Below are 25,441 nucleotides of genomic sequence, written 5' to 3' on the forward strand. Positions count from 1 at the left end.
CAATGAAAGCACTGGCTCTCTATGTCGTGCGCCGGATCCTGTGGGCGATACCGACGCTCCTGCTCGTTGCCATCATGGTTTTCGTGCTCGTCCGGTTGATCCCGGGCGATCCGGCCCAGGTCGCGCTCGGCGACAATGCCAGCGAGGCCCAGCTTGAGGCGCTGCGTATCGCCATGGGGCTCGACAAGCCGATCGTCGTGCAGTTCTGGTACTGGCTCCAGCACATGCTGCAGGGCGATCTCGGCCAGTCCATCACCAATGGCCAGGCGGTGCTGCCCTTGATCGTCGATCGCTTCAAGGTCTCGGCCATCATCGTGCTGGCCGCCGTCTTCCTGGCCGCCCTGCTGGCGGTGCCGGGTGGATTGCTGGCGGCCTGGAAGCAAAATCGGGTGGCCGATCTCGCCATCGTCTCCAGCGCCACGCTGCTCTTGTCGATCCCGAGCTTCTGGCTGGGCATGATCTTCCTGCTCGTCTTCGGCGCCAAGCTGCAGTGGCTGCCGGTGGTAGGCTATGTGCCCTTCTCGCAGGATGCCGGCCAGGCCATGTTCTATGTGATCCTGCCGATCGCCACGCTCGCTTTGATCGAGACGGGCGTGCTGACCCGGATGTCGCGCGCCAGCGCCATCGAGGTGCTCAGGCTCGAATATGTCATGCATGCCCGGGCGAAGGGACTGAAGGAAAGCCGGGTGCTGCTGCGGCATGTCCTGCCCAATGCCTTCGCGCCGACCTGGACCGTGATCGGCCTCACACTCGGCAATCTGCTCGGCGGCATTGCCGTGCTCGAGACGGTGTTCACCCTGCCGGGACTCGGCCGGCTCATGGTGGATTCAATCTTCTCGCGCGACTACCCCGTCATCCAGGGCTGTCTGCTGATGACGGCGCTGATCTATGTGCTGGTCAATCTGGTGGTGGACCTGTGCTACCCGCTGTTCGATCCGAGGGTCTCGGCGACATGAGCTTCCTTCGCATCCCCCGTTTTCGCTTCAATGCTGCGCTGGGCAGCGTCTTCGTCGGCGTCGTGGTGGCGATGGCGTTGCTGTCGCTGGTCTGGACGCCCTATCCGCCGATGAAGGTGCATTTCGCCGCGCTGCTCAAGCCACCCTCGGCCACGCATTGGCTCGGTACCGACAAATATGGCCACGACGTCCTCTCCGGCGTGATGGCCGGGGCGGCGATCAGCCTGGGCATCGCCTGCCTGTCTGTCGGCTTTGCCGTGGTGGTCGGTACCACGCTCGGTCTCCTCGCCGGCTATCTCAAGGGAACGGCCGACCGTATCCTGATGGTCGTCAGCGACGCCCTGCTGGCCTTTCCCGGCCTGCTGTTGGCACTCGGCGTCATCGTCATCGTCGGGCGCGACCACAGCGTCGGGGCGATCGTGCTGGCTCTCGGCCTCGCCTATACACCCTCCGTGCTGAGGGTAGTGCGCGGCACGGTGATGTCGGTGCGCGAGCGCGAATACATCGAGGCCTCGCGCGTGATCGGCAATTCCGAATGGAAGACAATGGTCAAGCATGTGCTGCCCAACTGCCTGGCGCCGATCATCGTGCTGGCGACCTCGATGCTGGGCTGGGTGATCCTGTCCGAAAGCTCCCTCAGCTTCCTCGGCCTCGGAGCGCCGCCGGAGATGGCGAGCTGGGGCAACATGCTGGCGGCGGCCCGGCCCTATATCGAGCGGGCGGCCTGGCTCGGCATCGCGCCCGGCCTGTGCCTCGCTTTCACGCTGCTCGGCATCAATCTGATGGGCGATGCCATCCGCGACCGCTTCGATCCGCGCATGGAGGGACAGCGATGAACGAGACGATCGCAAACCCGCTGCTCAGTGTGCGCGGCCTCACCATGGAGGGGCCTGGCGGCCTGCGCATCCTCAACGACGTCGGCTTCGATGTCGGGGCTGGAGAAATCGTGGCGCTGGTCGGCGAATCCGGCAGCGGCAAGACCATGGCGGCGCGCTCCGCCTTGCGGCTGATACCCCCGCAGGTGCGTCGCATCGCTGGCGAGGTCTTGTTCGAGGGACGGGATGTCGATGGCTTGAGCGCGGAGGCGATGCGCCGGTTGCGCGGCGGCTCGATCGGCATGATCTTCCAGGAGCCGATGGTCTCGCTCAATCCGGCCATGACCATCGGAGCCCAGCTTGCCGAAGGCCTGATGCTGCATCGCAAGGTCACGGCGGCCGAGGCGGATCGTCTGGCCTGCGAGATGCTGGCGCGGGTGCAGATCAAGGATCCCAAGGGCTGCCTGACCGCCTATCCGCACCAGTTTTCCGGCGGCATGCGCCAGCGTATCATGCTGGCCTCGGTGATGCTGTTGAAGCCGAAATTGCTGATTGCCGACGAACCGACCACGGCGCTCGACACGCTGTCGCAGCGCGAAGTGCTCCGGCTGATGGTGGAACTCACCCAGACCGAGGGTACGGCGGTGCTGCTGATCACCCACAATCTCGGCCTGGTGGCGCAATATGCCGATAAGGTCGTGGTGCTGCAGCGCGGACAGCTGGTCGAACGGGGCGGCGTGGCCGAGGTGCTGACCCGTCCGCGTCAGGCCTATACGCGAGCCCTGCTCGATGCCTTGCCCAGGCTCGAGGACAACCGCGCGCCGGTTCCCGAAGCGCCCGCCCTGATCGAGGCGCGCGAGGTCAGCGTGCGTTTTCCGGGCTCTGGCGGGATGTTCTCGTCGACCCCTCCCAAACTGGCCGTCGACGGCGTGTCTCTGGCCGTGCGTCCCGGCGAAGCGGTAGCGGTGGTCGGCGGCTCCGGTTCCGGCAAGACCACGCTGGGGCGGGCGATGATCGGCCTACTGCCTTTGGCCGGCGGCGAGGTCGCCTTTCGTGGCGAGCCGATGGCCGGGGCCGAGCGGGCGCGCCAGCGCGATTTCCGCCTCAATTGCCAGCTCGTCTTCCAGGATCCCTATTCCTCGCTCGATCCGCGCCAGCGCATCGGCGATATCGTCGCCGAACCCCTGGCCCATGGACCCAGGCTCAGCCGGGCGGAGCGGCGCGAGCGGGTGGACGCCATCCTCGCCGAGGTGGGACTCGCCGGTTTCGCCCAGCGCCTTCCCCATGCCCTGTCGGGCGGCCAGCGCCAGCGCGTCGCCATTGCCCGGGCGGTGGTGCGCAACCCTGCCTTCGTGGTCGCCGATGAGCCGGTGTCGGCGCTTGACATGACCATCCAGAAACAGGTGCTCGAGCTGTTTCGGCGCCTGCAGGACAAGCACGGCTTTGCCTGCCTTTTCATCTCGCACGACATGGCGGCCGTCTCGCAAGTCGCCGACCGCATCGTGGTGATGAAGGACGGCCGGATCGTCGAGCAGGGCAGCGTCGCCGAGATCTTCGACCGGCCGCAGCACGCCTATACGCGCGCCTTGCTTGAAGCGACGCCGTCCCTGGCCGTCCCGCAGGCGATGTCGGCCTGAGGCGCTGTCGCCCCGGGTCTGCCAGGCTGCCGCCGCCATACGTCTCATCGTCAGCAACTGCGATGGGACGGATGGCGCAAATATTTGACCTCCGCGTCGGCCATCTCCGCCTGGTCGCCGCCCGTTGACCAGGCCAGCGGCGAGGCCGGCGGCTCGACGTCGAAAAAAGGTTGGCCAAGCAGAGCATTGGCGATTACCGCGCTGCGCCACGCCATCAAGCTGAGCTGGGGTTCGGCGATGCCATGGCTGATCAGCCCGGCATTCAACGCGAAGATTCGGTTGTCGGCCGGGCCGTCCCATTTCACGGAGAAGTCGGCATCCAGCCGCAGCCGGCCCGTTCCGTCGATCGCGATGCGGTCCTGGATCGGCGCGAGGCAGTCGGGCAGGCGATAGCTATAGCCCGTGGCCAGCACGATCACGTCGGCCTGGCTGAATTCGATGCCGCCGTCGAAGCCATTGCGCATCACCAGCCGGAAGCCGCCGGCGTTCTGCTCGACATCCAGCACTTCGCGATGCGGCATCAGCCGGGCCTGGGGGCCGCCGCGCTCGATATGGCGCAGCGTGTAGAGGCGGCGATAGATCTCCGACAGCGTGGAAGCCGAAACGCCGTCGCTCGCCAGTTTCTCGCGCTCCACGGTGGACAGGCGCCGCCCTTCGGCGAGGTTGTGGAAGTTGCGCACATAGTGCGGCGTGAACAATTCGTTGGTGAAGGGTGTGGCATCGAGCGGCTGGAAGTTCGGGCGCAGGCTGATCCAGTCGACCGATGCAGCCGCAGCTTCGCCCGCTCCCAGCAGATGAAGCAGGATCTCAGCGCCGCTCTGCCCGCCGCCGATCACCGCCACGCGCTTGCCCGCGGCACGAGCGAGTTCGAAGGCGGCGCGCGAGGAGTGGAAATGGTTCTGGCCGGTCAGCTTGCGTACGAAGTCGGGCTGGTAGGGCTGCAGGCCGATGCCGAGTGCGACATTGCGGGCTTCGACCGTGCCGTTGTCCGTCTGCAGGATGAAATTGCGGCCATCGAAATCGAGGGCCTGCACGTCCTCGCCAAAGCGCAGGCTGTCCAGGCCCTTGGCGACCCAGGCCAGGTAATTGGCGAATTCCTGGCGCGGCACGTCGGCGAACTCGGCATTGATGAAGTCATAGAAGCGCCGATGCGCGACGAGATAGGCGATGAAGCTCCATGGGCTGGTCGGATTGGTGGCCGTGACCAGGTCCTTCAGGAACGAGGTCTGCAGCGTCACGTCGGGGAGCATCATGCCCGGATGCCAGTTGAAGCGTTCGCGCTTCTCGAAGAAGGCGGCTTCGACGCCGTCGATGGCATCGAGCTGGGCGGCGAGGCTGAGGTTGAACGGGCCGATGCCGATGCCGGCGAGGTCGAGCGGATTGCGCTGTGTCATGCCTGGACTCCTGCGGATTTGTCGGCGAAACCGCGGTCCCGGAAGGGGCGGGATTCGCGTTCGGCGAGATGAAGGGGATTGTCGAGTTCGCTGCCCAGGCTCGGCACCGGGCGGCGATTGGCATCGCCATAGCCGATAGCGAGCCGGACGCGGTTGATGCAGATGCGCGGCACCTTCGGGGTGAAGAGGTCGAATAGCTCGAAGCGTTCCGCGAGATCGGGATGGCGTGCCTGATAGAGGCGCAGGCACCGCGCCAGTACGCCGTAGAACTCGATTTCCGGGAAACGATCGTGGCTTGCGAGCGCATCGGAAAGAAAGCGCAGCACGCTGGCGAAATGCCCGGTCTGCAGGTGCTGCAGGAGATGGGCCGCCGGCCGCTTCAGCAGGGCTTCACGGATGGTGGGCGCGAGGTCGGCCGCTTCTGGGAATGCCTGGTCGACGAGGTCGACGTCGCCCTGAAGGTCCTTCAGCGCGACGCCGCAGGGAACGGCGCCGTCGAGCAGCACGGTGATGTTCTGGCCATGGGCGATGAAGCCCACGCCATAGCGGCAGAGGAAGTGGTAGAGCGGCAGGACGACGGCATCGAACAGGCGCGCCAGCCAGGCCTCATGCGTTAGGCCCGAAGACGCGATCAGAGTGCTCGCGAGCGGCACGCCGGCAAAGTCGCTCTTGACGAGGGCGCCGAGCATCAGGGGGCGGCGCCCCGCGGCGAGGCCGGCTTCCGGGCTTTCGCGCCAGATCACGCCCAGCATTTCGCGGAACTGGTAGGGCGCGTCGGGAATGCGCTCGTAGAGGGGATGGGGATAGAAGGCGCCCGCGCATTCGCGCAGCACCAGCGCGTTGGAGAGCTCGGGATCCTGCCTGGTCTTGTCGGCGAGCCAGTTCGAGAAGGCCGGGCCAACCGCCATGTATTTGCCGGGTACGCCGCGCCAGGCCGAAGTGTTGAGGATGGTGAGCGAGAGCTTGAGGTGGAGCTTGGCCGGCGAGGACGCATTGGCGAGGGTGCGCAGCGACTGCAGGGGACGGTAGGCATCGCCGAAGAGCCCGAGCGGCACGATGCGTCTGGCCGCGATCTCGCCGGCGAACTGCGCCACGATCATGTTGTCCCACTGCCAGGGATGCACCGGCAGGAGCATGAAGCGCGCCGGATCGAGGCCCGCCGCCTGGCAGGCGGCCTGCAGTCTCTCGCGCTCGTTCTCGCCGAGGGAGGCGACGAGCAGCGCCTCCTCGTCGATGTCCCCGGCCAGGCTGAGGCGGCAGCGACTGCGGTCCGCGGCCAGCCAGAACAGCTGGAAGGTCGGCTGGAACTCGGGCGCGTAACGGGAGAAGTCGCCGAGGCCCCAGCCGATCCGGCCCTTGCTGGCCGGCGCCTTGGGATGGCCGTCGAGATAGGCCTGGACCTGGTCATCCGGCAGGGCCAGCAGATGTTCGCTTTCACCGGAGCCGGCCATGGTCGCGATGCGGGCATCCGCCAGCAAGGTGCTGAACAGCTCCTTGGCGTAGATGCACAGCGTGTCCGGCTCGATATCCAGGGTTTCGCGGGCATCGAGCATGAAGCCGGCGGCATCGTCGGCCGGGCGCAAGGCGGCGCCGTCCTGCCGCATCAGGCTGGCCGTATCGATCGACAGATTGCCCCAGATGCGGCGCACGGCCTTGAAGCGATAGGCGAGCCCTCCCGCAAAGCGCAGGATCCACTGGGTGCCCTCGGCATTGGTGGGCTCGGGTGCGAGGCCTTCCTCGAAGGCGAGTTCGCTGATCGCCTTGGCGATGACGGCCCGGTTCAACGAGAGCCAGAGCCCGGCGTCGATCGGGCTGCCGTCGGGCAGGGGTCCAAGGGTTGGCGTGCCTTGGGTCATAGCACCACCTCCCGGAAGAAGCGCTCACGCTGGCAGCACACCAGCGCCGCACGCTTATGCGGGAAGTCGAATTCCTTCACCTTGTCATAGGCGGTCTGGGCGCAATAGCTCAGCATCTTCTGGTGGGAGGCGCGGGGCTCGCCGACCACCCGGCGCGTGCGCGGCTCGTCGAGGAACAGGCTGTGGGTCACCGAGCGGAACCATGTGCCGGTCCTGGCGCGGCCGAGGTGGCGGGAATTGCCGATCAGGCCGTGCCAGCCGCGGTCGTAGTCCTCCGCGTCGTAGAAGGGGCCGAGCCGGTCTTCCTTGGCCCAGTAGAATTCGAAATAGCCGGAGGGCTCGTCGCCCAGGCTGCCGATCACGCCGAAGATGTGCGGATCGGCTTCCTGCTCGGCGAGATAGCGGTCGAGCTCGGCCTCACTCTGGGCCAGCTCCCAGAAGAAGGCGACGCGGGGCTGGTTCATCCAGCCATGGAAAAGCTTGAGATCGCGGCGGCGGTCGATGGCGCGTATCGAAAGCGTGGTCCCCAGTTCGGGGATCCAGCGATGGTAGAAGGTGCCGGTCGGCTGCGGCGGCCGCAGGGGCGGCAGGCGGTCCTGCGGTCCGATGGCGGAGCGGATCTCGGGAAAGGCACGCAGCCCCTCGGGCCGGTGCCAGAGCAAGGGTAGCTGGTAGAAATGCTCGCGCGCGATGCGCACGGCGCTGGCGCCCGTCTCCTCATCCGTCACCGTCTGTACGGCAAGAGGGAGCAGGGCCGGCCTGAAGGCGACATCGGGCAGGAGCAGGGCGGCCATGGCGGGGAAGAGCTGGAAGGCGGCTTCCACCAGGATGGCAATGGCATGGACATCGCCGGGATGGGTCGCATCGGGCTGGCGGATGGCAAGGATGCCCGGCCCGTCCCCCTCGGGGGGGCGGAGCCCGGCCCGCCCGATCGTCGCCGAGCCGGCCTGGGCGACCAGCTCCAGGCTCCCGTCCGCCTGCAAACGGCTCTCGATGACAGCCTCGCCGCCAAAACCGAGAGGCCAGTGCCGGCTCGGCGCCGGGGAAACGGCAACATCGGTGGGATCGATCTTCATCTGCAGGGTCATGCCGCGACCTCCGCAATGGGGTTGCGCAGGGGCACGTAGCCGGCGAGAGGATCGGTCACTTCGGTGTTTTCATTGATGTTGCGGAAGCAGATCATGAAGTTTCCTTTGCTGCCGAGCGTCGGCGCGTTGAGGAGATAGGTGAGGCAGGTCTTGTCGGCGAGCGGCAGGGCGGCAAGCTCTTCGAGGAAGGCACGCAGATCACCGATCAGGATGTCCTCGGCGACGAGACGTGAGGTACCGAGCGCGCCGATCACCGCGAAGACCGAATTGACGAGGAGGTAATAGCCCACGAGCTGGGCCGCTTCGGCCGAGTTGAAGACATGGCCTGCCTTCATCGGGCTGTCGGGCGCCTTCGCGGCGAGCTCGGGCAGGAATTCGCGGATATAGCCGGTGCCCTGGCAGTCGCGGAAATGCACGGCCACCGGCCAGCCTTCGGCGAGTTCGACCACGATATTCTGCTGATGCGCGCCGAAGAGCAGGCCGATATCGGCCTGGATCTGCAGGAAGGGCGCCACGACCTTGTCGAGGAACTGGCGGAACCAGCGACGGGCTACTGCGCCGGGATCGGCCGGCTCCTGCCCGGCAATGCGCCGGATGAGGGCGGCGAGGGCGCTGTCATGCCCGTCAGGATAGATCTCGCAAAGAGCGGCCAGCACGGCGGCAGGCGGCTGGCTCGCTCCCTTGAACGGATTTTCGCGCAGGATCACCGTGGTCTGCGGCAAGGCCTTGCCATCGGCATCCTGCAGCAGGAGAAAAGCGGGTTCGCCCATCACCTTGAAGCTCGGGAAACGACGGGCGATGGCCTGGCCGACTTCGCCGGCCAGGAGGCGGTCGATCTCGATGCCGCGCTCGCATTCGCGGGTTTCGATGACCCGGCGCGAATTGGTGAGGCGCAGGCTGAGCGAGAATTTCAGCATCCAGCCGGCATGGGGGGCATGGATGGCGCGCAGCGAGGAGGTGGCCTGCCAGGGGGAGCCGGCATGGCCGAGATCCTTCAGAAGGCCGCGGCGGAACAGCCCGTCAATCGCCGGGTCAAGCGCCAGCTGGGCTGCCTGCCAGGGATGCATCGGCAGCAGGATACGGTCCTTCGCGGCCTTCACGACCTCCGGATCCATCGCAGGATCCCCGGCGGCCAGGCTCTGGCAGAGCTCGGCAGCGGTGTCGGTACGCGAACTGTCCTGGAGCACCAGAGCGGGATCGGCGGTCCACCAGCGCAAGGCGAATCCGCTCCGATACTCGGGAGCGAAGCGCCGGGAATCCTCCAGGGTGAACTGGTCCCGGCTGCGCGGCGTGGGATGCACGGCATGGCCGAAGCGCAGCGAGCCTTCCGCTTCGGCGAAGCTGGGGTCGCGCTGGGCGAAATAGGCGTCGGGGGACGGGACACGCGCCGCCACGTCCTCGATGTTCCTGATGCTGTCCAACACCCGTGACAGGAAAGTCAGGCTCCTGTCCTTGTCGGCGCTGCCGACGATGTCCGGCTCGCTGGCGAGCAGGAAGACGAAGTCCTGGAAGCTGATCGGGCGCGGTGGTGCCATGCCCGAGAATTCCAGGAAGGGCGGGCGGAAGCCGTGATAGGCCGCCCGCGATCGATGCGTCACTTCGATGGCGACATGACCGCCCCGGCGCGGCAGGGGAAAGCGGGCGAGAAGCCGGCCGTTTCCGGCGCTGCCGTCTTCATGTTCCATCGTCCAACCCTGCCATTCGCGCATCAGGCTGTTCAGGAAAGCGCGCATGGAGACGTCGTGGGCGGTGTCGATGGATCGTCTGATCAGGTCGATGGCGTTCATGGTGTTCCTTTTCAGCAGAACTCCAAATTGCAAAGTAGATATGGAAATTGCTACTTGTACAATTTATAATACTTCTACATTTTTTCTAAAACTACTATTGAATTCCCTAGAGTTTGTTTCTAGTTGAATCAAGAAAATTGTTTGGAGAAAAGCATGGCTGGAGACAGCGCCTCTGTTTCGCGTGCGGACAGTCTTCGCCTGGCGCTGATCGCCGCCTCGTCGGGCTTCGGGCAGTCGGCCCTGCTGGCGTTGGTGCCGATCGTCACGGAAAGGACGGGGCTGGCGTCGCCGCAGATCGGCGCCGTCGCCTTCCTGGGCGCGCTGGTCTTCCTGGTTGCGGCTCCGCTCTGGGGGCATCACGGCACGGCATGGCGGATCAAGCCGTTCTTCGCCGGGCTTGCCTGCCTGATGGTTGTAGGCCAGGGGCTGTTTGCGGGGGCGCTCCATGTCGGAGTGCCCGCGGCCGCGCTCGGACTCCTGCTGGTCTCGCGCCTGCTCTACAGCGTCGGTGCTGCCGGCGTGATGCCGCACGCCCAGGCCGCCATCGTGCAGCGCAGCGCCACCGAGCGTCGGCCGGCCGCACTGGCCAATCTCAGCGCCGGCTTGAATGTCGGTCGCATCGCCGGCTCCCTGGTGACGCTGGGCGCGGGAGCCGGCGTCATCGTGCCCGTCATCATGATGGTCGCCAGCCCGCTGCTGCTGCTCTGCGCTCCGAACCTGCCGGCTGCTCCCCCAATCGCCAAGAAGGCTGAAAGCTCGAGCAGGCGTGCCAATATCCGGCGTGTCCTGCCTCTGCTCGCTGTCGGTTTTGCACTGACCTTCGGCTTCGGCCAGATCCAGCTCGTGCTCGGCCTGTTCCTGCAGCACCGCTTCGGCCTTGATGCCGTCGCCGCCGCGGGGCTTGGAGGCGCCACCTATGCCGCGGTGGCGGTCGCCATGATCGCGACGCAGATCCTGCTCGTGCCGCGCCTTGCCTTCCAGCTCGGGCGCAATATGCGCTGGGGCATTGCCGGCTTCGCGCTGGGGTGCCTCGCCATCATCCTGGCACCCGTGCCCTGGCTGGTGCCGGCCGGTGCGGTCTGGGCCGGCATCGGGCTTGCCGTGGCGACGCCCGCCTATACGGCCTGCCTCGCCCAGCGTGTCGCGGCGCATCGCCAGGCGGGAGCCGCCGGCTGGCTCGCCAGCACCCACGCCGCCGGACAGGGGCTGGGCGCACTCTGCGGCGGCGCCGCCTTCGCCTTGTCGCCGGAGCTGCCCTTCATCACGGCCGTCGGCATCGCGATCGTAACCTGCCTCGCTTTGCTGCGTCTGGACGACCGCGCCCAGGATGAGGAGGTGTCCCGGGATCATGGCGTCGCCCCCTGAGGGCGGGCGACATTCGCCAGCAACCGCACGGTGGCAAGGACGGCAATGGCCGAGAGGGCGGTGGCGAGGCCGAAGAGCGCGCCATAGCCCATGAGGTCGGCGAGCTTGCCCGAGATCAGCGAGCCCACGAGATAGACCACCATCTGGGCGCAGGCCAGGATGGTGAAGTCGGTGCCGGGCTGGTCCGACGAGGTCACCGTCATGAACAGGCTGTAGAGCGCGACGATCTCCATGTAGCGGATGAAGGTCTGGAAGCCGGCGGCGCCGAACAGGGGCCAGGCGCCTGTGACGATGCCGAGGGCATGCGCGGCGAAGAGGGCAAAGCACAAAGTGCGCAGGCCGCCGAGCAGGCCGAGCGTGGCTGCGGTGCCATAGCGCTTGACCAGGAGAGCAGCAATCGCCGATCCAGCAAGTCCCGCCGTCGCCGCCGAAATGCCGGAAAGATAGCCGATGCGGTCGAGCGGCACGCCGGCATCGACGAGATAGGGGCCCTCCATTGCCTTCACCAGGCCTTCGCTCATCCGGTAGATCAGCGCAATCCACAACACCGTGCGGATTTCGGGGCGCCGGAGGAAGGCCATGATGGAGGGCCGCGTCAGCCGGTCGGAGGGTGCGGCGGGCGCCTCCCACATCGCGAAGGCGGCGATCAGCGGCAGGGCCGAGAAGGCGGCGATGACCAGGAGCATGCCGACCCAGCCGACATGGTGGTAGAGCACCAGGCCGAGCGTGCCGCCGATCACCACGCCGAAGGCCACTGAGCCGCCCTGGATGGCATTGCCGATGGGGCGGTCTTCCGGAGCCAGATATTTGGCGGCATAGCCGTCGGTGGCGATGTCCTGGGTTGAGACCAGCAGCGCGGTGACGAGGCCGATGCCCAGGATGCCGCCGACATGCGTCGGGCCGAGCGGCAGCAGCGCCAGGATGGAGGCGATCACGCCGAGCTGGGTGAGGATCACCCACCCCGCCCGATGGGCCCGGGCGAAGGGCCTGACGCGGTCGACCAGCGGCGCCCACAGGAATTTCAGCACCAGCGGCAGGAAGAGCAGGCTGAGATAGCCGATCGCCGTGCGCGAGACGCCTGCCTCGCGCATGATGGGAGGCAGGGCGGCCGCGATCAGATAGGAGGGAATGGCCTGGGCCAGGTAAAGGCCGCCCAGCACCGCGAACAGGCGCAGGCGGCCGGGCCTCGAAGCAGGAATGTCCTGGGCGAGCGCCGTCATGCCGTCTCCATATGCTGTGCGATGAAGCGCCTGGCGGCCTGCTCGTCGGACGTCGCGGTCAGCGGCATCGACCACAGGCGCTGGAAGGTTTCGATCATGCGCGGATTGGCGTCCGGCCGGACGATGGCGAGCGCACGGCAGTGGCGCTCGAAGCGTTCGCGCGTCGCCTTGAACCAGAGCGCCTGCTCGCGCTCGCCGGCCTGGGAGAGCCCGCCGCCGCCGGCGAAAACAGCCAGCAGGGCAAAGGCGCTCTCGTTGCGGCCGATTTCGATCAGCGCGTCGAGATAGGCCCGCTCGTCCCGGTCCCCATAGGGCGGCAGGTAGCGCAGGATCACGAGCGGGCCGTGCTTGTCGAGTTCCACCATGTTCAGAACGTCTTGCGATAGCCGAGCGTCACCGTGCGGCCCCAGGAATAGACCGGGAGGTTGCGCACGGAGGTCGCCGTGGGGTTCTGGAAGCGGGTGTCGAACAGATTGTCGACGGACACATAGGCTTCGCCGCCCTTCACTGGTGCCGACAGGGCGACGTTCATGGTGGCGCCCGGCTTGATCTTGTAGCGGGTGCCCTTGAGGTCGATCGCCTTGTCGCGTCCCGAGAAGCCTTCACCCTCCACGCGCACCGACACGCCGTTGTCGAAGACGTAGCTGGCATAGAGCGTGCCGCGGAAGGGGGTGGCGATGCGGTTGTTGGGCAGCCAGCTGTCGAGCTTGCCGTCCTTGTTGGAATCGTAGCGCCCCTCGCGATAGCCGAGCACGGTGCCGATGGTCAGCTGGTCCGTCGCCGCATATTCGCCGGTGAACTCGCCGCCATAGATGAATTCCTTCTGCTGCGAGATGGTGTTGGTGACGGGGTCGAAGGTCACGCCCTGGCTGGAGGTGGAGATGAAGCCCGTCAGGCTGCCCTTGAAGCGGTCATGGCTGCCGCGGATGCCGAGTTCGTAATTGTTGACGATCTGGGCTTCGGGGCTGATGGAGGCATAGGAGACACTCGCGCCGGCGGGAAGGCAGTTCGGCCGAGCGATCGGGCACGCATAGGCCGTCGACAGGCCGGCGCGGCGGGTATAGGCGCCGACGTCGGGCAGGGCGAAGCCCTGCGAGAAGCCGCCGAAGATCTCGCTGGTTTCGGTGAGCTTGAAAGTGCCGCCGATGTTGAAGGTCGGCTTGGAATAAGTGAAGCTCCCGCCGGTGACGCGCAGCGCCGGCAGCACATATTGCCTGGAGGCGACCACGGTGTAGGCGGCCGGGCGGGTGAAATCGTCGACGTCGAGGGCGAAATGCTCGAAGCGCACGCCGCCGCGCACGGTGAGGCGGTCGGTCAGCGGCACCTGCAACTGGCCGAAGGCGGCGGTGGTGACCTGCTGCAGCGGCGTGAAGACATCCTGGCCGTTGGTCAGCGTCTGGTGGGTCTTTTCAAAGATGAGATCGCTGCCCCAGGTGAGCTTGGCGCCCTGCCAGATGGTATCGAGGGGGGTGTCGATGGTCAGGTTGACGCCACCGCGGTCCGAATAGAGCGTGGTCTGGTTATAGGGGCTCGTCGGGTCGGCTGGATTGAAGGAATAGTAGACCGGATTGTTGTAGATCGGATCGAAAGTTGAATAATTGAAGCGCTTCTTGATGTTGTTGTAGAAGCCAACGATGTTGAGGCTGCCAAGCGCAAAATCCTTGTCGCTATAGCGCAGCGACAGGGACTTGGTGTCTTCGAGAACGCTCTCTCCCGTATAGGGCCGCGCAAAGTCCGGGCGAGCATAGGGCGGGGAATAGGCGGTCAGATAGCGCGGCGTCTGGTTGAAGTAGTACCAGCCTGCCGAGAATTCGAGCCGCTTGCCGGCGTCGAAGTCATAGCCGAGCTTGGCGAGGAGGTTGACCCGGCCGAAGCGGTCGCCGCCGCCCTGGCCCAGCATGGCATCGGATGGCAGTTCCCGCCCGGAGCCGTCATAGGTGCGACGCCCGAGATAGCCGCTGCCGCTCAGGACATAATCGAGCCCATTCTCGGCCTTGCCGGAGATGCTGGCGGACAGTTCCGGCGCCACCGAATCCACGGCATTCGCCGTGAAGGCGCGCAGGGCCGTGTTCACGGTGATGCGAGGCTTGCCGGGTTCGGCCTTCTTGGTGATGAAATTGACGGTGCCGCCGGTGGCGCCGGCCCCATAGAGGCTGGAGGCGCCCGCCACCATCTCGATGCGCTCGATCGAGTTGAGGTCGATCAGGGACAGGATGCGGGAAACGTCCCGCAGGGGCGTACTGAGGGGAACGCCGTCGACCAGCACGAGCAGGTCACGGCCGCGATAGCTTTCGGAAGCGCCCGAGACCGTTTGGTTGGAAACCGAAAAGCCCGGCACCAGCTTGGCCAGGGCCGCCGATGCGCTCGCGCTCTGCTGAAGCTGCTTATCGATTTCCTGCCTATCGATCACCTGGACCGATTGCGGAATATCGGAGACGGATCTTTCGGCGCGAGAGGCGGTAACGGTAACCGGATCGAGCTCAATCGGCTGCTCCTGCGACTGCTGTGCCAGTGCAGGCGAAACAACCGATAGAAACATGACCGCCGATACGGATATCTTGCCCATGATGAATTTTTAGACCTCCAGCCACTCTCGATACGAAACTAAGTTATATTTGGCGATTTCAAGCGGATATCTGTTGTATATTCATAGTATATTCCCAGTTTGTAACGATTATAATCTGGGATAAGATGTCATATACTTCTGGATATCGGCCCTTTCTCGCTCTATATTGACGAGAGGTCTTACTTGTCGAGTTGTTTGAATTCTTGGACTTGGGCGCATTGATTGATGGACTGAAGCGAACTGGAGGCGCGGATCACGCCGTTTTGACACCGCGAGAGCCTTTTGCGGGAAGGCTGCGGCCTGTCTGGTTGCTTGGGCACGGGCTGACGAGCGAAGAACTGGCGCTGGTCGAGTTGCGGGCGAGCGGGCGCATGGCCACACATCGCAGGCTCGACCCGTCGGACCAGGTCTTGCTCGGCGCCCGGGCATTGCTACGGCTTGAGCCCGATATCGGTCCGATCTCCTGCTTTTCTCCGCTCCAGGATCGAGAACTCCGCCTGGATGCCGCCGAACTCGGGGCGGGCGGTGTGCTGCTGCGGCCCTCCAATGGCCGGATGGAGGTCGAGCGTGACGGGCAGCGCACCGTCGTCTCCGCCAGGGAGGCCATTTTCCTGGCCGCCGGCCGGCCGGCCGGTCTGTGGCTACGGCATGTCGACCGTGTCGATTGCCTCGTCCTGGCGAACGAACGCATCACCGAGAATATGCTCGAATGCTCGGCCATGCTGCGGGTCTTCCCGCAAAACAACGACACGCTGGTGCTGCTCGGCAATTATGGCGCGGCGCTGATGCGGGGCCTGCTGCCGATGAGCGGACCGGTGCTGCTGCAGCATGCCTGCGCCTATATGGGCGATCTCGTCGACATCCTGTGCGGCGAGGCCGAGGCCCAGGTGCCCCATACCGTGCAGGATCGCGCGGCCGCGCGCTTGAACGCCATCAAGTCGGATATCGAAGCCCATCTCGACGACCAGGCGCTCAATGCCAGCCAGATCGCCCTGCGGCACGGTATCAGCACACGCTATCTCCAGAAACTGTTCGAGGGGGAAGGCGAGACCTTTTCGGAATTCGTACTGCAGCGCCGGCTGGACAGGGCGATGCGTCGCCTGCAGTCACCCGACGAGCGCAAGCGTTCGATCAGCGAGATCGCCTTCGATGTCGGTTTCGGCGACCTGTCCTATTTCAACCGCACCTTCCGCAGGCGCTTCGATACGTCGCCGCGCCTGGTGCGCGCCAAGCACCGCTCCGTATCCGCTGGCCCTGCGGGGAACGAATTGCCGGATGCGGGCAGCGCTTGAGCGTAGGCTGCCCCGGTTCGCGGCCATCCGCATCGACGGCCTCGAATCATCGGCCAGAATCGGCCGTCTCGCCGATACCCGGCTTCAGTGGGCGGTGGCCGAGGGCGGCTTCATCCGCGTCATGGTATCCAGGGCGCACGGGCTGACGGGGGCGATGAACAGCCCGACCCTTGCGAGGGCCTTGGCCAGGGCGGTGGTGGCATCGAGCGCCCGGTGCAGCCCGTCGCTCTTCAACAGGTAGGAGGCAGCGTGGAGCAACTGGACCCTGTCGTCGCGCTGCGCTGCATCGACCATGGCCAGCACCAGGCACTCGTCGCGGCACAGGGCCCGGCAGGCGGCCGGACGCCAGCCGATCTCGTTGTCGGCCGTCGCCCGCAGCGTGCGCACGAAATGATGGAACTCGCCGAACAGCGGCTTGGCGTTTTCTTCCGGCATTTCGCGCGCCAGCCCTTCCCAGGCGATGTCCCAGCAGGCGGCATCGCCGGTGGCATAACCCGCCATCCAGCAGCGAAAGACGGAAAAGAGCAGGTTCTCGGCCGGAGCGTCGATATGATAGCCGACGGGGCGAGCGACATCGGGGCTTGGCAGGGTCATCATGGTGTCCTTCAATCCGCGGGGTTCAAGGTCCCGGCATTGGCAACGGCACGCATAGGACCACACCGAACTGATTTGTTCAAGAAAATCTCTTTTTATTTCAATAGTTTGTAGGAATTCCAGGGTGCGCGGCCGGTCGCTTGCCCGCGGGGTTCGAGCGGCAGCGGTCAGCCGTGCCGGGCTGCTCCGCCTGCCGGAAGTTCGCGCTTCTCGCGGCTGCGGACCTCGGCCGTCTGCGCCAGGATCCAGTCCCGGAAGACCTTGATCTTGGGCGTCGTGCGCCGCGCCTCGGCGTGCACCAGCCAGTAGCCATCGCCATCGGAGCCGGTGATGTCGAAGGGCTGGATCAACTGGCCCTTGTCGAGGAAGGCCGTGTAGAGGTTGTGCGTGAGCATCGCCGCGCCTTGGTCGGTGATCGCCGCAGTCGCCTCATAGGCCTGGGTGCCGAAGGTCGGGCCGGGGATCACGCGGTCCGGCTCGAATCTGGTGCCCGCCGCCCTGAACCAGACTTCCCACCAGGGATCCTGCGGGCAGCACAGGGGAACCTTGTAGAGGTCCTCGGGCACGCGGATGCCGCCGACCTTCTCCGCCAATGCGGGGCTCAGCATCGGCGCATAATCGGCCTTGAACAGGTAATGGGCCACCAGCCCGGGCCATTTTCCGGCGCCCACACGGATGCCGACATCCACATTTTCGCGGGCGATGTCGAGGGAGCGCGATGCGATGTCCATCTTCACGGCCAGGCCGGGATACATCAACTGGAATGTTCCAAGGCGGACGGCAAGCCAGTTCGATGCGAAGGTATCGATGGTCGTGACCGAGAGCACGCCGGATGCGCCGCCCTTGGTTGCGAACCAGGCGTCCGACAGGGTTGAAAACGCATTCGAGACCAGAGGGGCAAGCTGTTCACCGGCCTCGGTCAGCCTGATCTGCCTTGCTTTTCTTATGAAAAGCGGTGTTCCGGCGCGTTCTTCGAGAACCTTGATCTGATAGCTGGCGGCCGATTGCGTCATGCCGAGCTCCTCGGCGGCCTTGGTGAAGCTGCCAAGCCGCGCGGCGGCCTCAAAGACCCTGATGGCGCCCAGCGGGGGCAAATCCCAATGCATGATGCATCAATCCAGTTGATGCATCCTACGCGACGTTCGATTGGAATCCAAGGCTTGGCGGCGGCAGGATGTCTCCATCGCTCCAGGCCGAAAGGACCACGAACATGACGAAACATATCAAGCGCTACAGGCTTTCGCTCCTCGACTTGTTCGCCGCGCCGTTCCGGCCGCGCGCCTCTCGTCAACTCGATCCCCGCGATCTCGGCGACCACCTGAAGCGCGACCTGGGCCTGATCGATGGAAACCGGGCCGTCGGCGGCGTCCGCTGGCGGTGACTCGCATCGGCAAGGGCAGGGGACCCGATGGGAAAGACCCGATCGGGGAGAGATCGGAGATCGCCACCATGAAGAAAACGCCCGAGGCGCTCGAACAGTGCCGCCAGACCATCCAATCCTATGAGGGCTGCGCGGATCGCTACTACGCCCGCATTCCCGAAATGCCGAATCTGCGCGACCAGGCGGCATTGCGGCGTATCGCCGAAATGGCGGGAGATGGCGGATTGATCCTGGAGGTCGGGTCGGGGCCTGGCCGCGAGGCGGATTTCCTGGAGACGCTCGGCGTCACGGTGCGCCGCACCGATGCGACCCGCCGCTTTCTCGAATTGCAGGCCGCTCGCGGCAAGCATGGCGAACTGCTCAACATCGTCACCGACGATCTCGGCGGTCCTTACGATGCCGTCGTCGGCCTATGTGTGTTGATTCACGTTCCCCGCGATCGGATCGATCACGTGCTGGCCAAGGTTGCCGCGTCGCTGCGTCCCGGTGCGCCTTTCCTCGTCTCCATGCGCGAGGGCGACGGGGAGACCGCCGGAAAGTTCCACACGGTCTATTGGCGACGCGATGCGTTTGCCGTGCGGCTCGAACAAGCCGGGCTGACCGTGCTGTGGGATGAGTTTTCCATCGACCCGGATGGCGACCCCTGGAACACCTTCCTGGCCGTCAGGCCATGATACCGGCTTTGCCGAGGCGCATTGCGGCTTCGCGGCGTTGACTTTCCCCACCACCGGGCGCAGACGCAAAGGTTCCCGCCTTTTTTTCCCGGTTTGCCTTACGATGCCCAGCCATAAAGTCATCTATGATACCGATCCCGGCGTCGACGACGCCATGGCGCTGTTCTTCCTGCACTATCATCCGGACATCGAACTGATCGGCATCACCACCTGCCACGGCAATGCGCCGGTCGAGATCACCACGCGCAACGCGCTCTATCTGAAGGAACGCTTCGGCATCGATGCGCCGGTGGTGCGCGGGGCGGCGGGCCCGGTGACGGGGGACGACGCCCATCACGCCGCCGTCGTCCACGGCCATAACGGCCTCGGCGAGATCGAGATCCCCACCGAGATCGAGGCGCAGGCGATCGACATGCCCGCCCATCGCTTCATCATCGAGACCGTGCGCAAGCATCCCGGCGAGATCACGCTGCTGGCGGTGGGGCGCATGACCAACCTGGCCCTGGCCCTGCGCGAGGATCCCGAGATCGCCGGCCTGGTCCGCCGGGTGGTGGTGATGGGCGGTGCCTTCGGCTATCGCGGACATCTGGGCAACGTCACCCCAGCCGCGGAAGCCAACATCCATGGCGATCCGCATGCCGCCGACGAGATGTTCGCCGCAGCCTGGCCCGTTACCGTCATCGGCCTCGACGTTACCCACGAAGTGCTGATGCCGCAGGATTATCTGCGCCGGCTGGGCGAGGAGGCCGGCGAGGTCGGCCGCTTCATCTGGGACATCACCCGCTTCTACGAGAATTTCTATCTCAAGAAAGGGCTGGCCGGCATTTCCGTGCATGATGCCTCGGCGGCGATCTATCTGGTGGCGCCGGACTTGTTCGAAACCCGCTCCGGCCCGATTCGGGTGGTGTGCAAGGGCCTCGCCTTCGGCCAGACCATCCAGCGCCCGGCAGCGGTCGGTTTTCCGCCCAACGAATGGGATGGCCGGCCGGATCATGCGGTCTGCATCGACGTCAAGGCCCAGCCCTTGCTCGATCTCTACCGGGAAACCCTGCTGAGATCGGCTTAAAGAGCGGACGGGACGTCCGCGGTCCCAGCCCTACCGCTTCCAGCGCGAATCTTGCAGGCCTTGTCCGGGAAACGCCGCGGCTGGGACCGCGGACATCTTGTCCGCCCCTACCTGGCGGCCAGCCAGGTTTCGATGCCCCTCGCCGCCGCCACCCCGGTGGCGAAGCAGGCCTGCAGCAGGTAGCCCCCGGTCGGCGCCTCCCAGTCCAGCATCTCGCCGGCGACGAAGACACCGGGAAGCTTTCGCAGCATGAAATGGCCGTCGACCTCGTCGAGCGCGATGCCGCCGGCGCTGGAGATCGCGCGTTCGAGGCCGCGCTGCGCCGTCACCTTCAAGGGAACATGCTTGATCAGGCGGGCCAAGGGGACGGGATCTCGTGGCAGCATGTTGCCGGTGGCCTCGCGCAGCAGGCCGATGGCCGCCGGCGCCAGCTTGGCGGCTTTGCGCAGATAGGTGGAAAGGGACTGGCTGCCCTGCGGCCGGTCGAGCAGGCGAGGCAGCGCCGTCTCATCGAGATCGGGACGCAGGTCGATCTCGATCTCGGCATGGCCGTGCGTGGCGATCGCCGTGCGGATGAGGGGAGAGAGGGCATAGATCGCGCCGCCCTCGAGCCCCTGTTCGGTGACGACGGCCTCGCCGCGACGCGTGGTGCCGGCGATGGAAACGGCAATGCGCTTCAGCGGTTCGCCAGCCGATTTCTCCGCATAGGCCGGGCTCCAGGCGATTTCGGCGCCGCTGTTCGACGGTGCAAGCTCGGCGATGGTGACGCCGCGGTCGCGCAGCAGCGGGACCCAGCCGCCATCCGAACCCAGGCGCGGCCAGGAGGCGCCACCGAGGGCGAGCAGCGTCGCAGCGGCTTTGCGATGAAGAGGCTTGTTGTCCGGACCCAGGAAGACGGGCTTTCCCCCATCGTCCCATCCTGTCCAGCAATGGCGGGTGTGCAGGGTCACACCCAGGCGAGTGAGCCGGGCCAGCCAGGCCCGCAACAAAGGCGAAGCCTTGAAGCTCTCGGGAAAGATGCGGCCGCTCGAACCGACAAAGGTCTTCTCGCCCAGCCCTTCGGCCCAGGCGACCAGATCGCTCGGCGCGAAGGCGCGCAAGGCGGGTTCGAGAAAGGCCTGGGCCGGACCGTAGCGGGTGAGGAAGCGCTCGAAATCCTCGCCATGTGTGAGGTTGAGCCCGCCGCGCCCGGCCATCAGGAATTTGCGGGCGGGCGAGGGCATGCGCTCATAAATCGCGACGCTTCGGCCGGCCTGCGCCAATTTCTCGGCGGCGATCAGCCCGGCCGGGCCGGCGCCGATGATGACGATGTCGCTCAAGTCCGCCACGTCCGTCTTTATTTCCAATTCGCATTGTGCTCACTGCCCTCATGGCATTCTCCTTCCGGCAAATCCAATATTTCGTGGCGGTGGCCGAGAACGGAGCGGTGTCGCGCGCCTCGCACGAGCTCTCCATCTCGCAATCGACGGTGACGGAGGCCATACGCGAGCTCGAAGGCGATCTCGGCTTTTCCCTGTTCGACCGGCGCGCCCATGGCGTCGAGCTCACGCTGAAGGGGCACCAGTTCCTGCGCCATGCCCGCAAGATCCTCTCGGAGATCGCCGACGCCCGCCGCGCCTTGCGCTCGGAGACGGCACCGATGGAGGGGCGGCTTGCGGTCGGGGTGACGCCTCTGGTGGCCGCCTATGTGCTTCCGGACCTGCTCGCCCGCTTCCGACGGGCCTTTCCCCATGTCGCGGTCGAGATCATCGAGGATACCAGGGACTATCTCGACCATCTGCTGGTGGGCGGCGAGCTCGATGTCGCCGTGATGGTAGCAGGCACCGAGAAGAGTTCGGCGGCCCTGCATGTGGAGACGATGGAAGCCTCCCCCTATCGCCTCTGGCTGCCGATCGGCCATCGCCTGGCCGAGGCCGAGAGCATCGGCATCGTGGACCTCGCCGAGGAACCGTTCGTGCTCTTGATGCTCGACGAGATCGCCGAGGCCGCCGAATATGCTTGGCGGCGGGCCGGCGTGCGGCCGCCGGTAGCCATCCGCACCCGTTCGGTGGAGGCGGCCCGCAGCTTGGTCGCAACCGGGGCGGGCGTCGCCATCCTGCCCGACCTCACCTATCGCCCCTGGTCGCTCGAAGGCGACAAGATCGAGGCGCGCGACCTTGCCGAGGCGCTTGCGCCGGTGGAAGTGGTGATCGGCTGGCGGCGCGGCTCGCCGCTCGATGCCATCGCCACGCAGTTCGTTGCGGTGGCGCGAACGCATCGGACTGGTAAGGGGCGGTGAGGTTTCGATGAAATGAGTTACGCGGATTGGTGCGTGTCTGTTTCAAAAATCGTTTGCAGAAGTCGACTTTCCAGATGGTCTTTTGCGACAACAAGAAGCCAGCAGCTTCAACGGTTGTGATCTTACCAAACCTACTCTTCAAGGAAGTGCTTTCACCAGAAATTCATAGATGTAGCAACGCTCCTTGAATCCATCCGACCAGGTGTATTTCTCTCGATAAAAATTATCGAATATTATCCTATATTGCGACGAGCGAATAAGAAATTGCTTTTCCTCTCAAAATAATTCAAATCTAACATTCGCAAATTTATCATCAGAATTATCAAGTGTAGATCCATAGATTTTCCATTCTTTATCTTTTGCTTCGCTGTCATTGAGAAAAATCTCGAGGCGTGGCTTTTCAATATCTTCAAAGGTGTAGGACAGTTTGAATACCAGGTCGAAAAGCTCGACGTAGTATGGGTTGTACGCTTCATGAATAATGCTGATTCTCTTGGCGGTATCGGCAATCTTCATGAGTGTGCCCGAACTATTCTACGTCGTAGTTTTGAGGGATTTGTACGACATGGAAGGCCGTCATCGCATCGCACCTAACTGCGGTGCATTGCCTGCGCAGACAGCCGAGATGACTTCCTCCAACACGCTCGCAATGCTTGCACGATGGCGGATGAGCCCTGAGCTAGGCAAAAATTCCCAAACCTCTCCGATCATTGCATGGATACACAATTCATAAGCATCCCACGATGCGAATGGAATCAATTCCGGCACCCAATATCCTGGGTCCTCCCCACCCGAAGGAGGGAAGGTCGGCGGTGGATCAAAGGCAACATAGTAATTCTCTGCATGTATCTTATGGTTCTCAATGACCTCGGCAGGGCTGTGCAGCCGATGTTTTCCAAATAAGCCAGTGATGCCGGGCGGGATGTACTCCTGACCGCCGTGGACGGCATACACCGCGCGCAGTTCTTCCGGGATAGGTAGGGACAATTCCAAGGCAATTCGCTCGATCGCGTCTTTGCCAGTAGGCGGCAGCAATCCGTGACCGCAGTTCAAACCAGCGGCTGCATAAACTTCCTGTGCTTTGGCGATGAGCGATTTCATTGACCGGCCTTCACGTGATTATCTAATTTTTCGACGTCGCGCTTTGCGGCGTTTCGTATAAGGAGGCTGGCAATCAAAAAAATTGAGGCCCTTTGAGTGTGCCACCTTCCAAAGAGGCACCTGTGCCGAGAGCATTGCTGATCGTAGCAAGAAGGCCACTCCTTTCCGCGACGTTCTTCATTATGTGTCGTGGGCCGTTATGGAAAACATGCTGGGAAATGACGATTGCAGCACCAAAAATCGGCTCCCGATCGAAGTCGAATGATTGCCAATCCCCCATTGCGTCTTTTGCATAAAAACAAGTCGGCAGCTTCACGCCTGACGCTGCCTTGAGATGGGAAATAAGTATCAATCCGAATGCCTCTGGAATGACATCGGCAAGTCTACGCATGGTCATCTCGTCCGCGACGAGAGCTAGAATTTTCCCTTCAACATCCATTCTTTATCAAGTTGATGTTCTTGCGCTCCGATAATCTCCACAGCGGCGTAGATTGTGTCCAGGGCTACGGCTTCTATTTTCACCTCCTCTCATTTAAATTGTCGCGAAACTCCCAATTAAGGTGAGGCTTTAGCGTCGGACTTTAGTGAGTAACCTGCGATCCTGTTATCCACGATGGATCCGCAAACGTAGCATACAAGGTCTGTCCCGGTTGTACGGCCAATCATAAAAGCAATTTTGGTGCCATAGGTTGGCGCGACGTGCAGCATTCGTCGTTATGCGCCGTGGACGGCGCACTGTTTAACACACGCCTGAATGGTAGGTGTGGTTTCCATGTAATGGGTTGCAGCAAAGCGATCTCTCATCGATGATATCGGAAAAACCGATATCATCGATCTCCGGAATGGTGTGGCGCCTGTGGCTTTTCCAAGGCATGCTCGCCGCAATCAAGAATTCGCCCTGTATTCGAACGGACGGCAACCAGAGGAAAACCATCATGTCCAGGCTTGGATGGGTCGTAGCGTTGGCGGGTATTACGGCAGTGGCCGTACCGGCGCTCGCCAAGGAGATCGGCAAGGGAGAGGGCCAGCTCAACATCGTGGCTTGGCCCGGCTATATCGAGCGGGGCGACACCGACAAGAGCTATGACTGGGTTACCGATTTCGAGAAGAAGACCAGCTGCAAGGTCAATGTGAAGACCGCCAGCACCTCCGACGAGATGGTCGCCCTGATGAATGAGGGGGGCTACGACCTCGTCACCGCTTCCGGTGACTCCTCTTTGCGCCTGGTCGCCGGCAAGCGCGTGCAGGAGATCGATACCTCGTTGATCCCGAGCTGGAAGACCGTCGACGAGCGCCTGCAGAACGCGCCCTGGCATACGGTCGACGGCAAGCATTATGGCGTGCCCTATCAATGGGGCCCCAATGTGCTGATGTACAACAGCGACGTGTTCAAGGAAGCGCCGAAGAGCTGGAGCGTGGTGTTCGAGCCGCAGAACCTGCCGGACGGCAAGCCCAACAAGGGGCGCATCCAGGCCTATGACGGTGCCATCTACCTCGCCGACGCCGCCCTCTATTTGATGAGCAAGAAGCCCGAGCTGGGCATCAAGGATCCCTATGAGCTCAACGAGGATCAGTACAAGGCGGTGCTCGAACTGGTGCGCCAGCAGCATGCCCTGATCCAGCGCTATTGGCACGACGCCAATATCCAGGTCGACGACTTCAAGAACGAAGGCGTGGTCGCTTCCGGTTCCTGGCCCTTCCAGGTCAATCTGATGCGGGCCGACAAGAAGCCGATCGCCTCCACCGTACCGGAGGAAGGAGCGACGGGCTGGGCCGATACCACCATGATGGCCGCCGATGCCGCCAATCCCAATTGCGCCTATATGTGGCTCGAACATTCGATCCAGCCCAAGGTTCAGGGCGATGTCGCCGCCTGGTTCGGCTCGCTTCCCTCGGTTCCGGCGGCCTGCAAGGGCAATGCGCTGCTGGGCGATAGCGGTTGCGCCACCAACGGTTTCGACAATTTCCCCAAGATCAAGTTCTGGCGCACTCCGGTGGCCAAATGCACCACGCAGAGCGCCTGCGTGCCCTATTATCGCTGGGTTACCGACTATATCGCCGTGATCGGCGGGCGTTGATGCGGGCATCCAGCGGTCCCCAGCCACAACGCTCGGTAGGGGCTAGATTGCCGGGGCAAGCCCGGCAATCACAAAGGTCGAGCCAATTCGATCGTTCTCTGGAGGGCTCAGGGCGTTTTGTGATTTCACGCAGTCACCAGGAAGCGCAAAGACGCGTCGAAACAAGGAGCTAGAGCAAACAAGCGTTCAATCCTGAACGCACTTTGCTCTAGGGCGCGCTGACTGAAAATCGGCACGCCAGAGCATTGCCTTTGTGCCCGTGCGGGTCATGAAATTTTTGTCCAGATAGAGGC

General features: G+C 64.2%; 23 protein-coding genes. 10 read left to right on the forward strand and 13 right to left on the reverse strand.

What is annotated here, in order from left to right; all coding sequences use genetic code 11:
• The first annotated feature begins 11 nt into the window (after positions 1-11).
• From U1R88_RS28485 to U1R88_RS28495, 3 genes are read left to right on the forward strand one after another with little or no spacing between them, the layout of a single operon-like run.
• Positions 12-956, forward strand: a complete 945-nt coding sequence (locus tag U1R88_RS28485; RefSeq protein ID WP_322434358.1) for an ABC transporter permease — start codon at positions 12-14, stop codon at positions 954-956.
• Positions 953-1,792 (forward strand): ABC transporter permease, encoded by an 840-nt coding sequence (locus U1R88_RS28490; protein WP_322434300.1) that lies wholly within the window; start codon positions 953-955, stop codon positions 1,790-1,792. Before U1R88_RS28485 ends, U1R88_RS28490 begins: the two co-directional genes overlap by 4 nt.
• A complete protein-coding gene (locus U1R88_RS28495) occupies positions 1,789-3,408 on the forward strand; it encodes an ABC transporter ATP-binding protein (RefSeq protein ID WP_322434301.1) in 1,620 nt (539 codons plus the stop codon). Before U1R88_RS28490 ends, U1R88_RS28495 begins: the two co-directional genes overlap by 4 nt.
• A 50-nt stretch (positions 3,409-3,458) precedes the next feature.
• Here the strand turns inward: U1R88_RS28495 and U1R88_RS28500 are convergent, their stop codons facing one another.
• From U1R88_RS28500 to U1R88_RS28515, 4 genes are read right to left on the reverse strand one after another with little or no spacing between them, the layout of a single operon-like run.
• On the reverse strand, positions 3,459-4,802 hold the full coding sequence (locus tag U1R88_RS28500; protein ID WP_322434302.1) for a lysine N(6)-hydroxylase/L-ornithine N(5)-oxygenase family protein: 1,344 nt from the start codon (positions 4,800-4,802) through the stop codon (positions 3,459-3,461).
• Positions 4,799-6,658 (reverse strand): IucA/IucC family protein, encoded by a 1,860-nt coding sequence (locus U1R88_RS28505; RefSeq protein WP_322434303.1) that lies wholly within the window; start codon positions 6,656-6,658, stop codon positions 4,799-4,801. Before U1R88_RS28505 ends, U1R88_RS28500 begins: the two co-directional genes overlap by 4 nt.
• Positions 6,655-7,746: a GNAT family N-acetyltransferase gene (locus U1R88_RS28510; RefSeq protein WP_322434304.1), complete on the reverse strand. Its 1,092-nt coding sequence runs from the start codon at positions 7,744-7,746 to the stop codon at positions 6,655-6,657. Before U1R88_RS28510 ends, U1R88_RS28505 begins: the two co-directional genes overlap by 4 nt.
• A complete protein-coding gene (locus U1R88_RS28515) occupies positions 7,743-9,533 on the reverse strand; it encodes an IucA/IucC family protein (protein ID WP_322434305.1) in 1,791 nt (596 codons plus the stop codon). The genes U1R88_RS28510 and U1R88_RS28515 overlap by 4 nt, the downstream gene beginning before the upstream one ends.
• Positions 9,534-9,686: 153 nt before the next feature.
• On the opposite strand from U1R88_RS28515, the gene U1R88_RS28520 reads away from it, so the two are divergent.
• A complete protein-coding gene (locus U1R88_RS28520) occupies positions 9,687-10,898 on the forward strand; it encodes an MFS transporter (protein WP_322434306.1) in 1,212 nt (403 codons plus the stop codon).
• Here the strand turns inward: U1R88_RS28520 and U1R88_RS28525 are convergent.
• The 3 genes from U1R88_RS28525 to U1R88_RS28535 are packed head-to-tail and all read right to left on the reverse strand — an operon-like array spanning position 10,880 to position 14,684.
• Positions 10,880-12,118: an MFS transporter gene (locus U1R88_RS28525; protein WP_322434307.1), complete on the reverse strand. Its 1,239-nt coding sequence runs from the start codon at positions 12,116-12,118 to the stop codon at positions 10,880-10,882. The genes U1R88_RS28520 and U1R88_RS28525 overlap by 19 nt on opposite strands.
• Positions 12,115-12,483: a hypothetical protein gene (locus tag U1R88_RS28530; protein WP_068297898.1), complete on the reverse strand. Its 369-nt coding sequence runs from the start codon at positions 12,481-12,483 to the stop codon at positions 12,115-12,117. The genes U1R88_RS28525 and U1R88_RS28530 overlap by 4 nt, the downstream gene beginning before the upstream one ends.
• Positions 12,484-12,485: 2 nt before the next feature.
• Complete coding sequence (locus tag U1R88_RS28535) at positions 12,486-14,684, reverse strand: TonB-dependent receptor (protein ID WP_322434308.1); 2,199 nt, start codon at positions 14,682-14,684, stop codon at positions 12,486-12,488.
• 371 nt (positions 14,685-15,055) lie between these two features.
• Between U1R88_RS28535 and U1R88_RS28540 the strand changes: the two genes are divergently transcribed.
• Positions 15,056-15,976, forward strand: a complete 921-nt coding sequence (locus U1R88_RS28540) for a helix-turn-helix transcriptional regulator (protein WP_322434309.1) — start codon at positions 15,056-15,058, stop codon at positions 15,974-15,976.
• Positions 15,977-16,060: 84 nt separating this feature from the next.
• Here the strand turns inward: U1R88_RS28540 and U1R88_RS28545 are convergent, their stop codons facing one another.
• Both U1R88_RS28545 and U1R88_RS28550 read right to left on the reverse strand, forming a co-directional pair.
• A complete protein-coding gene (locus tag U1R88_RS28545) occupies positions 16,061-16,573 on the reverse strand; it encodes a hypothetical protein (RefSeq protein WP_322434310.1) in 513 nt (170 codons plus the stop codon).
• 164 nt (positions 16,574-16,737) lie between these two features.
• The gene (locus U1R88_RS28550) at positions 16,738-17,676 is read right to left on the reverse strand and encodes a LysR family transcriptional regulator (protein ID WP_322434311.1); all 939 of its coding nucleotides are present in this window, start codon (positions 17,674-17,676) and stop codon (positions 16,738-16,740) included.
• Positions 17,677-17,780: 104 nt separating this feature from the next.
• Between U1R88_RS28550 and U1R88_RS28555 the strand changes: the two genes are divergently transcribed.
• The 3 genes from U1R88_RS28555 to U1R88_RS28565 all read left to right on the forward strand — a co-directional run bounded on the left by U1R88_RS28555 (position 17,781) and on the right by U1R88_RS28565 (position 19,691).
• Positions 17,781-17,951, forward strand: coding sequence for a hypothetical protein (locus tag U1R88_RS28555; RefSeq protein WP_322434312.1), 171 nt, complete (start codon positions 17,781-17,783; stop codon positions 17,949-17,951).
• A gap of 68 nt (positions 17,952-18,019) precedes the next feature.
• Positions 18,020-18,625, forward strand: a complete 606-nt coding sequence (locus U1R88_RS28560; RefSeq protein ID WP_322434313.1) for a class I SAM-dependent methyltransferase — start codon at positions 18,020-18,022, stop codon at positions 18,623-18,625.
• Positions 18,626-18,728: 103 nt separating this feature from the next.
• Positions 18,729-19,691 carry a nucleoside hydrolase gene (locus tag U1R88_RS28565; protein ID WP_322434315.1) on the forward strand — a complete coding sequence of 321 codons (963 nt, stop codon included), beginning with the start codon at positions 18,729-18,731 and terminating at the stop codon, positions 19,689-19,691.
• 107 nt (positions 19,692-19,798) lie between these two features.
• Here the strand turns inward: U1R88_RS28565 and U1R88_RS28570 are convergent, their stop codons facing one another.
• Positions 19,799-21,019 carry a BaiN/RdsA family NAD(P)/FAD-dependent oxidoreductase gene (locus U1R88_RS28570; protein WP_425545492.1) on the reverse strand — a complete coding sequence of 407 codons (1,221 nt, stop codon included), beginning with the start codon at positions 21,017-21,019 and terminating at the stop codon, positions 19,799-19,801.
• 41 nt (positions 21,020-21,060) lie between these two features.
• Here U1R88_RS28570 and U1R88_RS28575 point away from each other — a divergent pair, with 41 nt between their 5' ends.
• Positions 21,061-21,969: a LysR substrate-binding domain-containing protein gene (locus tag U1R88_RS28575; RefSeq protein WP_322434317.1), complete on the forward strand. Its 909-nt coding sequence runs from the start codon at positions 21,061-21,063 to the stop codon at positions 21,967-21,969.
• 276 nt (positions 21,970-22,245) lie between these two features.
• On the opposite strand, the gene U1R88_RS28580 is transcribed toward U1R88_RS28575, so the two are convergent.
• From U1R88_RS28580 to U1R88_RS28590, 3 genes are all read right to left on the reverse strand, one after another.
• Complete coding sequence (locus U1R88_RS28580; RefSeq protein WP_322434318.1) at positions 22,246-22,485, reverse strand: hypothetical protein; 240 nt, start codon at positions 22,483-22,485, stop codon at positions 22,246-22,248.
• A 60-nt stretch (positions 22,486-22,545) separates the two neighbouring features.
• A complete protein-coding gene (locus U1R88_RS28585) occupies positions 22,546-23,070 on the reverse strand; it encodes an SMI1/KNR4 family protein (protein WP_322434319.1) in 525 nt (174 codons plus the stop codon).
• Between the two features lie 73 nt (positions 23,071-23,143).
• Positions 23,144-23,461: a hypothetical protein gene (locus U1R88_RS28590; protein ID WP_322434320.1), complete on the reverse strand. Its 318-nt coding sequence runs from the start codon at positions 23,459-23,461 to the stop codon at positions 23,144-23,146.
• A gap of 544 nt (positions 23,462-24,005) precedes the next feature.
• Here U1R88_RS28590 and U1R88_RS28595 point away from each other — a divergent pair.
• Positions 24,006-25,148 (forward strand): ABC transporter substrate-binding protein, encoded by a 1,143-nt coding sequence (locus tag U1R88_RS28595; RefSeq protein ID WP_322434321.1) that lies wholly within the window; start codon positions 24,006-24,008, stop codon positions 25,146-25,148.
• Positions 25,149-25,441 lie beyond the last annotated feature (293 nt).

Origin of the sequence: Labrys sedimenti (assembly GCF_034424805.1) — a bacterium.
GTDB lineage: Bacteria > Pseudomonadota > Alphaproteobacteria > Rhizobiales > Labraceae > Labrys > Labrys sedimenti.

Bases quoted from the DNA above. Each gene is read 5' to 3' on its own strand.
- U1R88_RS28505 (WP_322434303.1), bottom strand. From the start codon at position 6,658: ATGACCCAAGGCACGCCAACCCTTGGACCCCTGCCCGACGGCAGCCCG.
- U1R88_RS28550 (WP_322434311.1), bottom strand. From the start codon at position 17,676: ATGCATTGGGATTTGCCCCCGCTGGGCGCCATCAGGGTCTTTGAGGCC.
- U1R88_RS28540 (WP_322434309.1), top strand. From the start codon at position 15,056: ATGGCCACACATCGCAGGCTCGACCCGTCGGACCAGGTCTTGCTCGGC.
- U1R88_RS28490 (WP_322434300.1), top strand. From the start codon at position 953: ATGAGCTTCCTTCGCATCCCCCGTTTTCGCTTCAATGCTGCGCTGGGC.
- U1R88_RS28525 (WP_322434307.1), bottom strand. From the start codon at position 12,118: ATGACGGCGCTCGCCCAGGACATTCCTGCTTCGAGGCCCGGCCGCCTG.
- U1R88_RS28555 (WP_322434312.1), top strand. From the start codon at position 17,781: ATGACGAAACATATCAAGCGCTACAGGCTTTCGCTCCTCGACTTGTTC.
- U1R88_RS28530 (WP_068297898.1), bottom strand. From the start codon at position 12,483: ATGGTGGAACTCGACAAGCACGGCCCGCTCGTGATCCTGCGCTACCTG.
- U1R88_RS28515 (WP_322434305.1), bottom strand. From the start codon at position 9,533: ATGAACGCCATCGACCTGATCAGACGATCCATCGACACCGCCCACGAC.
- U1R88_RS28545 (WP_322434310.1), bottom strand. From the start codon at position 16,573: ATGATGACCCTGCCAAGCCCCGATGTCGCTCGCCCCGTCGGCTATCAT.
- U1R88_RS28520 (WP_322434306.1), top strand. From the start codon at position 9,687: ATGGCTGGAGACAGCGCCTCTGTTTCGCGTGCGGACAGTCTTCGCCTG.
- U1R88_RS28585 (WP_322434319.1), bottom strand. From the start codon at position 23,070: ATGAAATCGCTCATCGCCAAAGCACAGGAAGTTTATGCAGCCGCTGGT.
- U1R88_RS28500 (WP_322434302.1), bottom strand. From the start codon at position 4,802: ATGACACAGCGCAATCCGCTCGACCTCGCCGGCATCGGCATCGGCCCG.
- U1R88_RS28560 (WP_322434313.1), top strand. From the start codon at position 18,020: ATGAAGAAAACGCCCGAGGCGCTCGAACAGTGCCGCCAGACCATCCAA.
- U1R88_RS28580 (WP_322434318.1), bottom strand. From the start codon at position 22,485: ATGAAGATTGCCGATACCGCCAAGAGAATCAGCATTATTCATGAAGCG.
- U1R88_RS28510 (WP_322434304.1), bottom strand. From the start codon at position 7,746: ATGACCCTGCAGATGAAGATCGATCCCACCGATGTTGCCGTTTCCCCG.
- U1R88_RS28575 (WP_322434317.1), top strand. From the start codon at position 21,061: ATGGCATTCTCCTTCCGGCAAATCCAATATTTCGTGGCGGTGGCCGAG.
- U1R88_RS28590 (WP_322434320.1), bottom strand. From the start codon at position 23,461: ATGCGTAGACTTGCCGATGTCATTCCAGAGGCATTCGGATTGATACTT.
- U1R88_RS28495 (WP_322434301.1), top strand. From the start codon at position 1,789: ATGAACGAGACGATCGCAAACCCGCTGCTCAGTGTGCGCGGCCTCACC.
- U1R88_RS28565 (WP_322434315.1), top strand. From the start codon at position 18,729: ATGCCCAGCCATAAAGTCATCTATGATACCGATCCCGGCGTCGACGAC.
- U1R88_RS28535 (WP_322434308.1), bottom strand. From the start codon at position 14,684: ATGGGCAAGATATCCGTATCGGCGGTCATGTTTCTATCGGTTGTTTCG.
- U1R88_RS28595 (WP_322434321.1), top strand. From the start codon at position 24,006: ATGTCCAGGCTTGGATGGGTCGTAGCGTTGGCGGGTATTACGGCAGTG.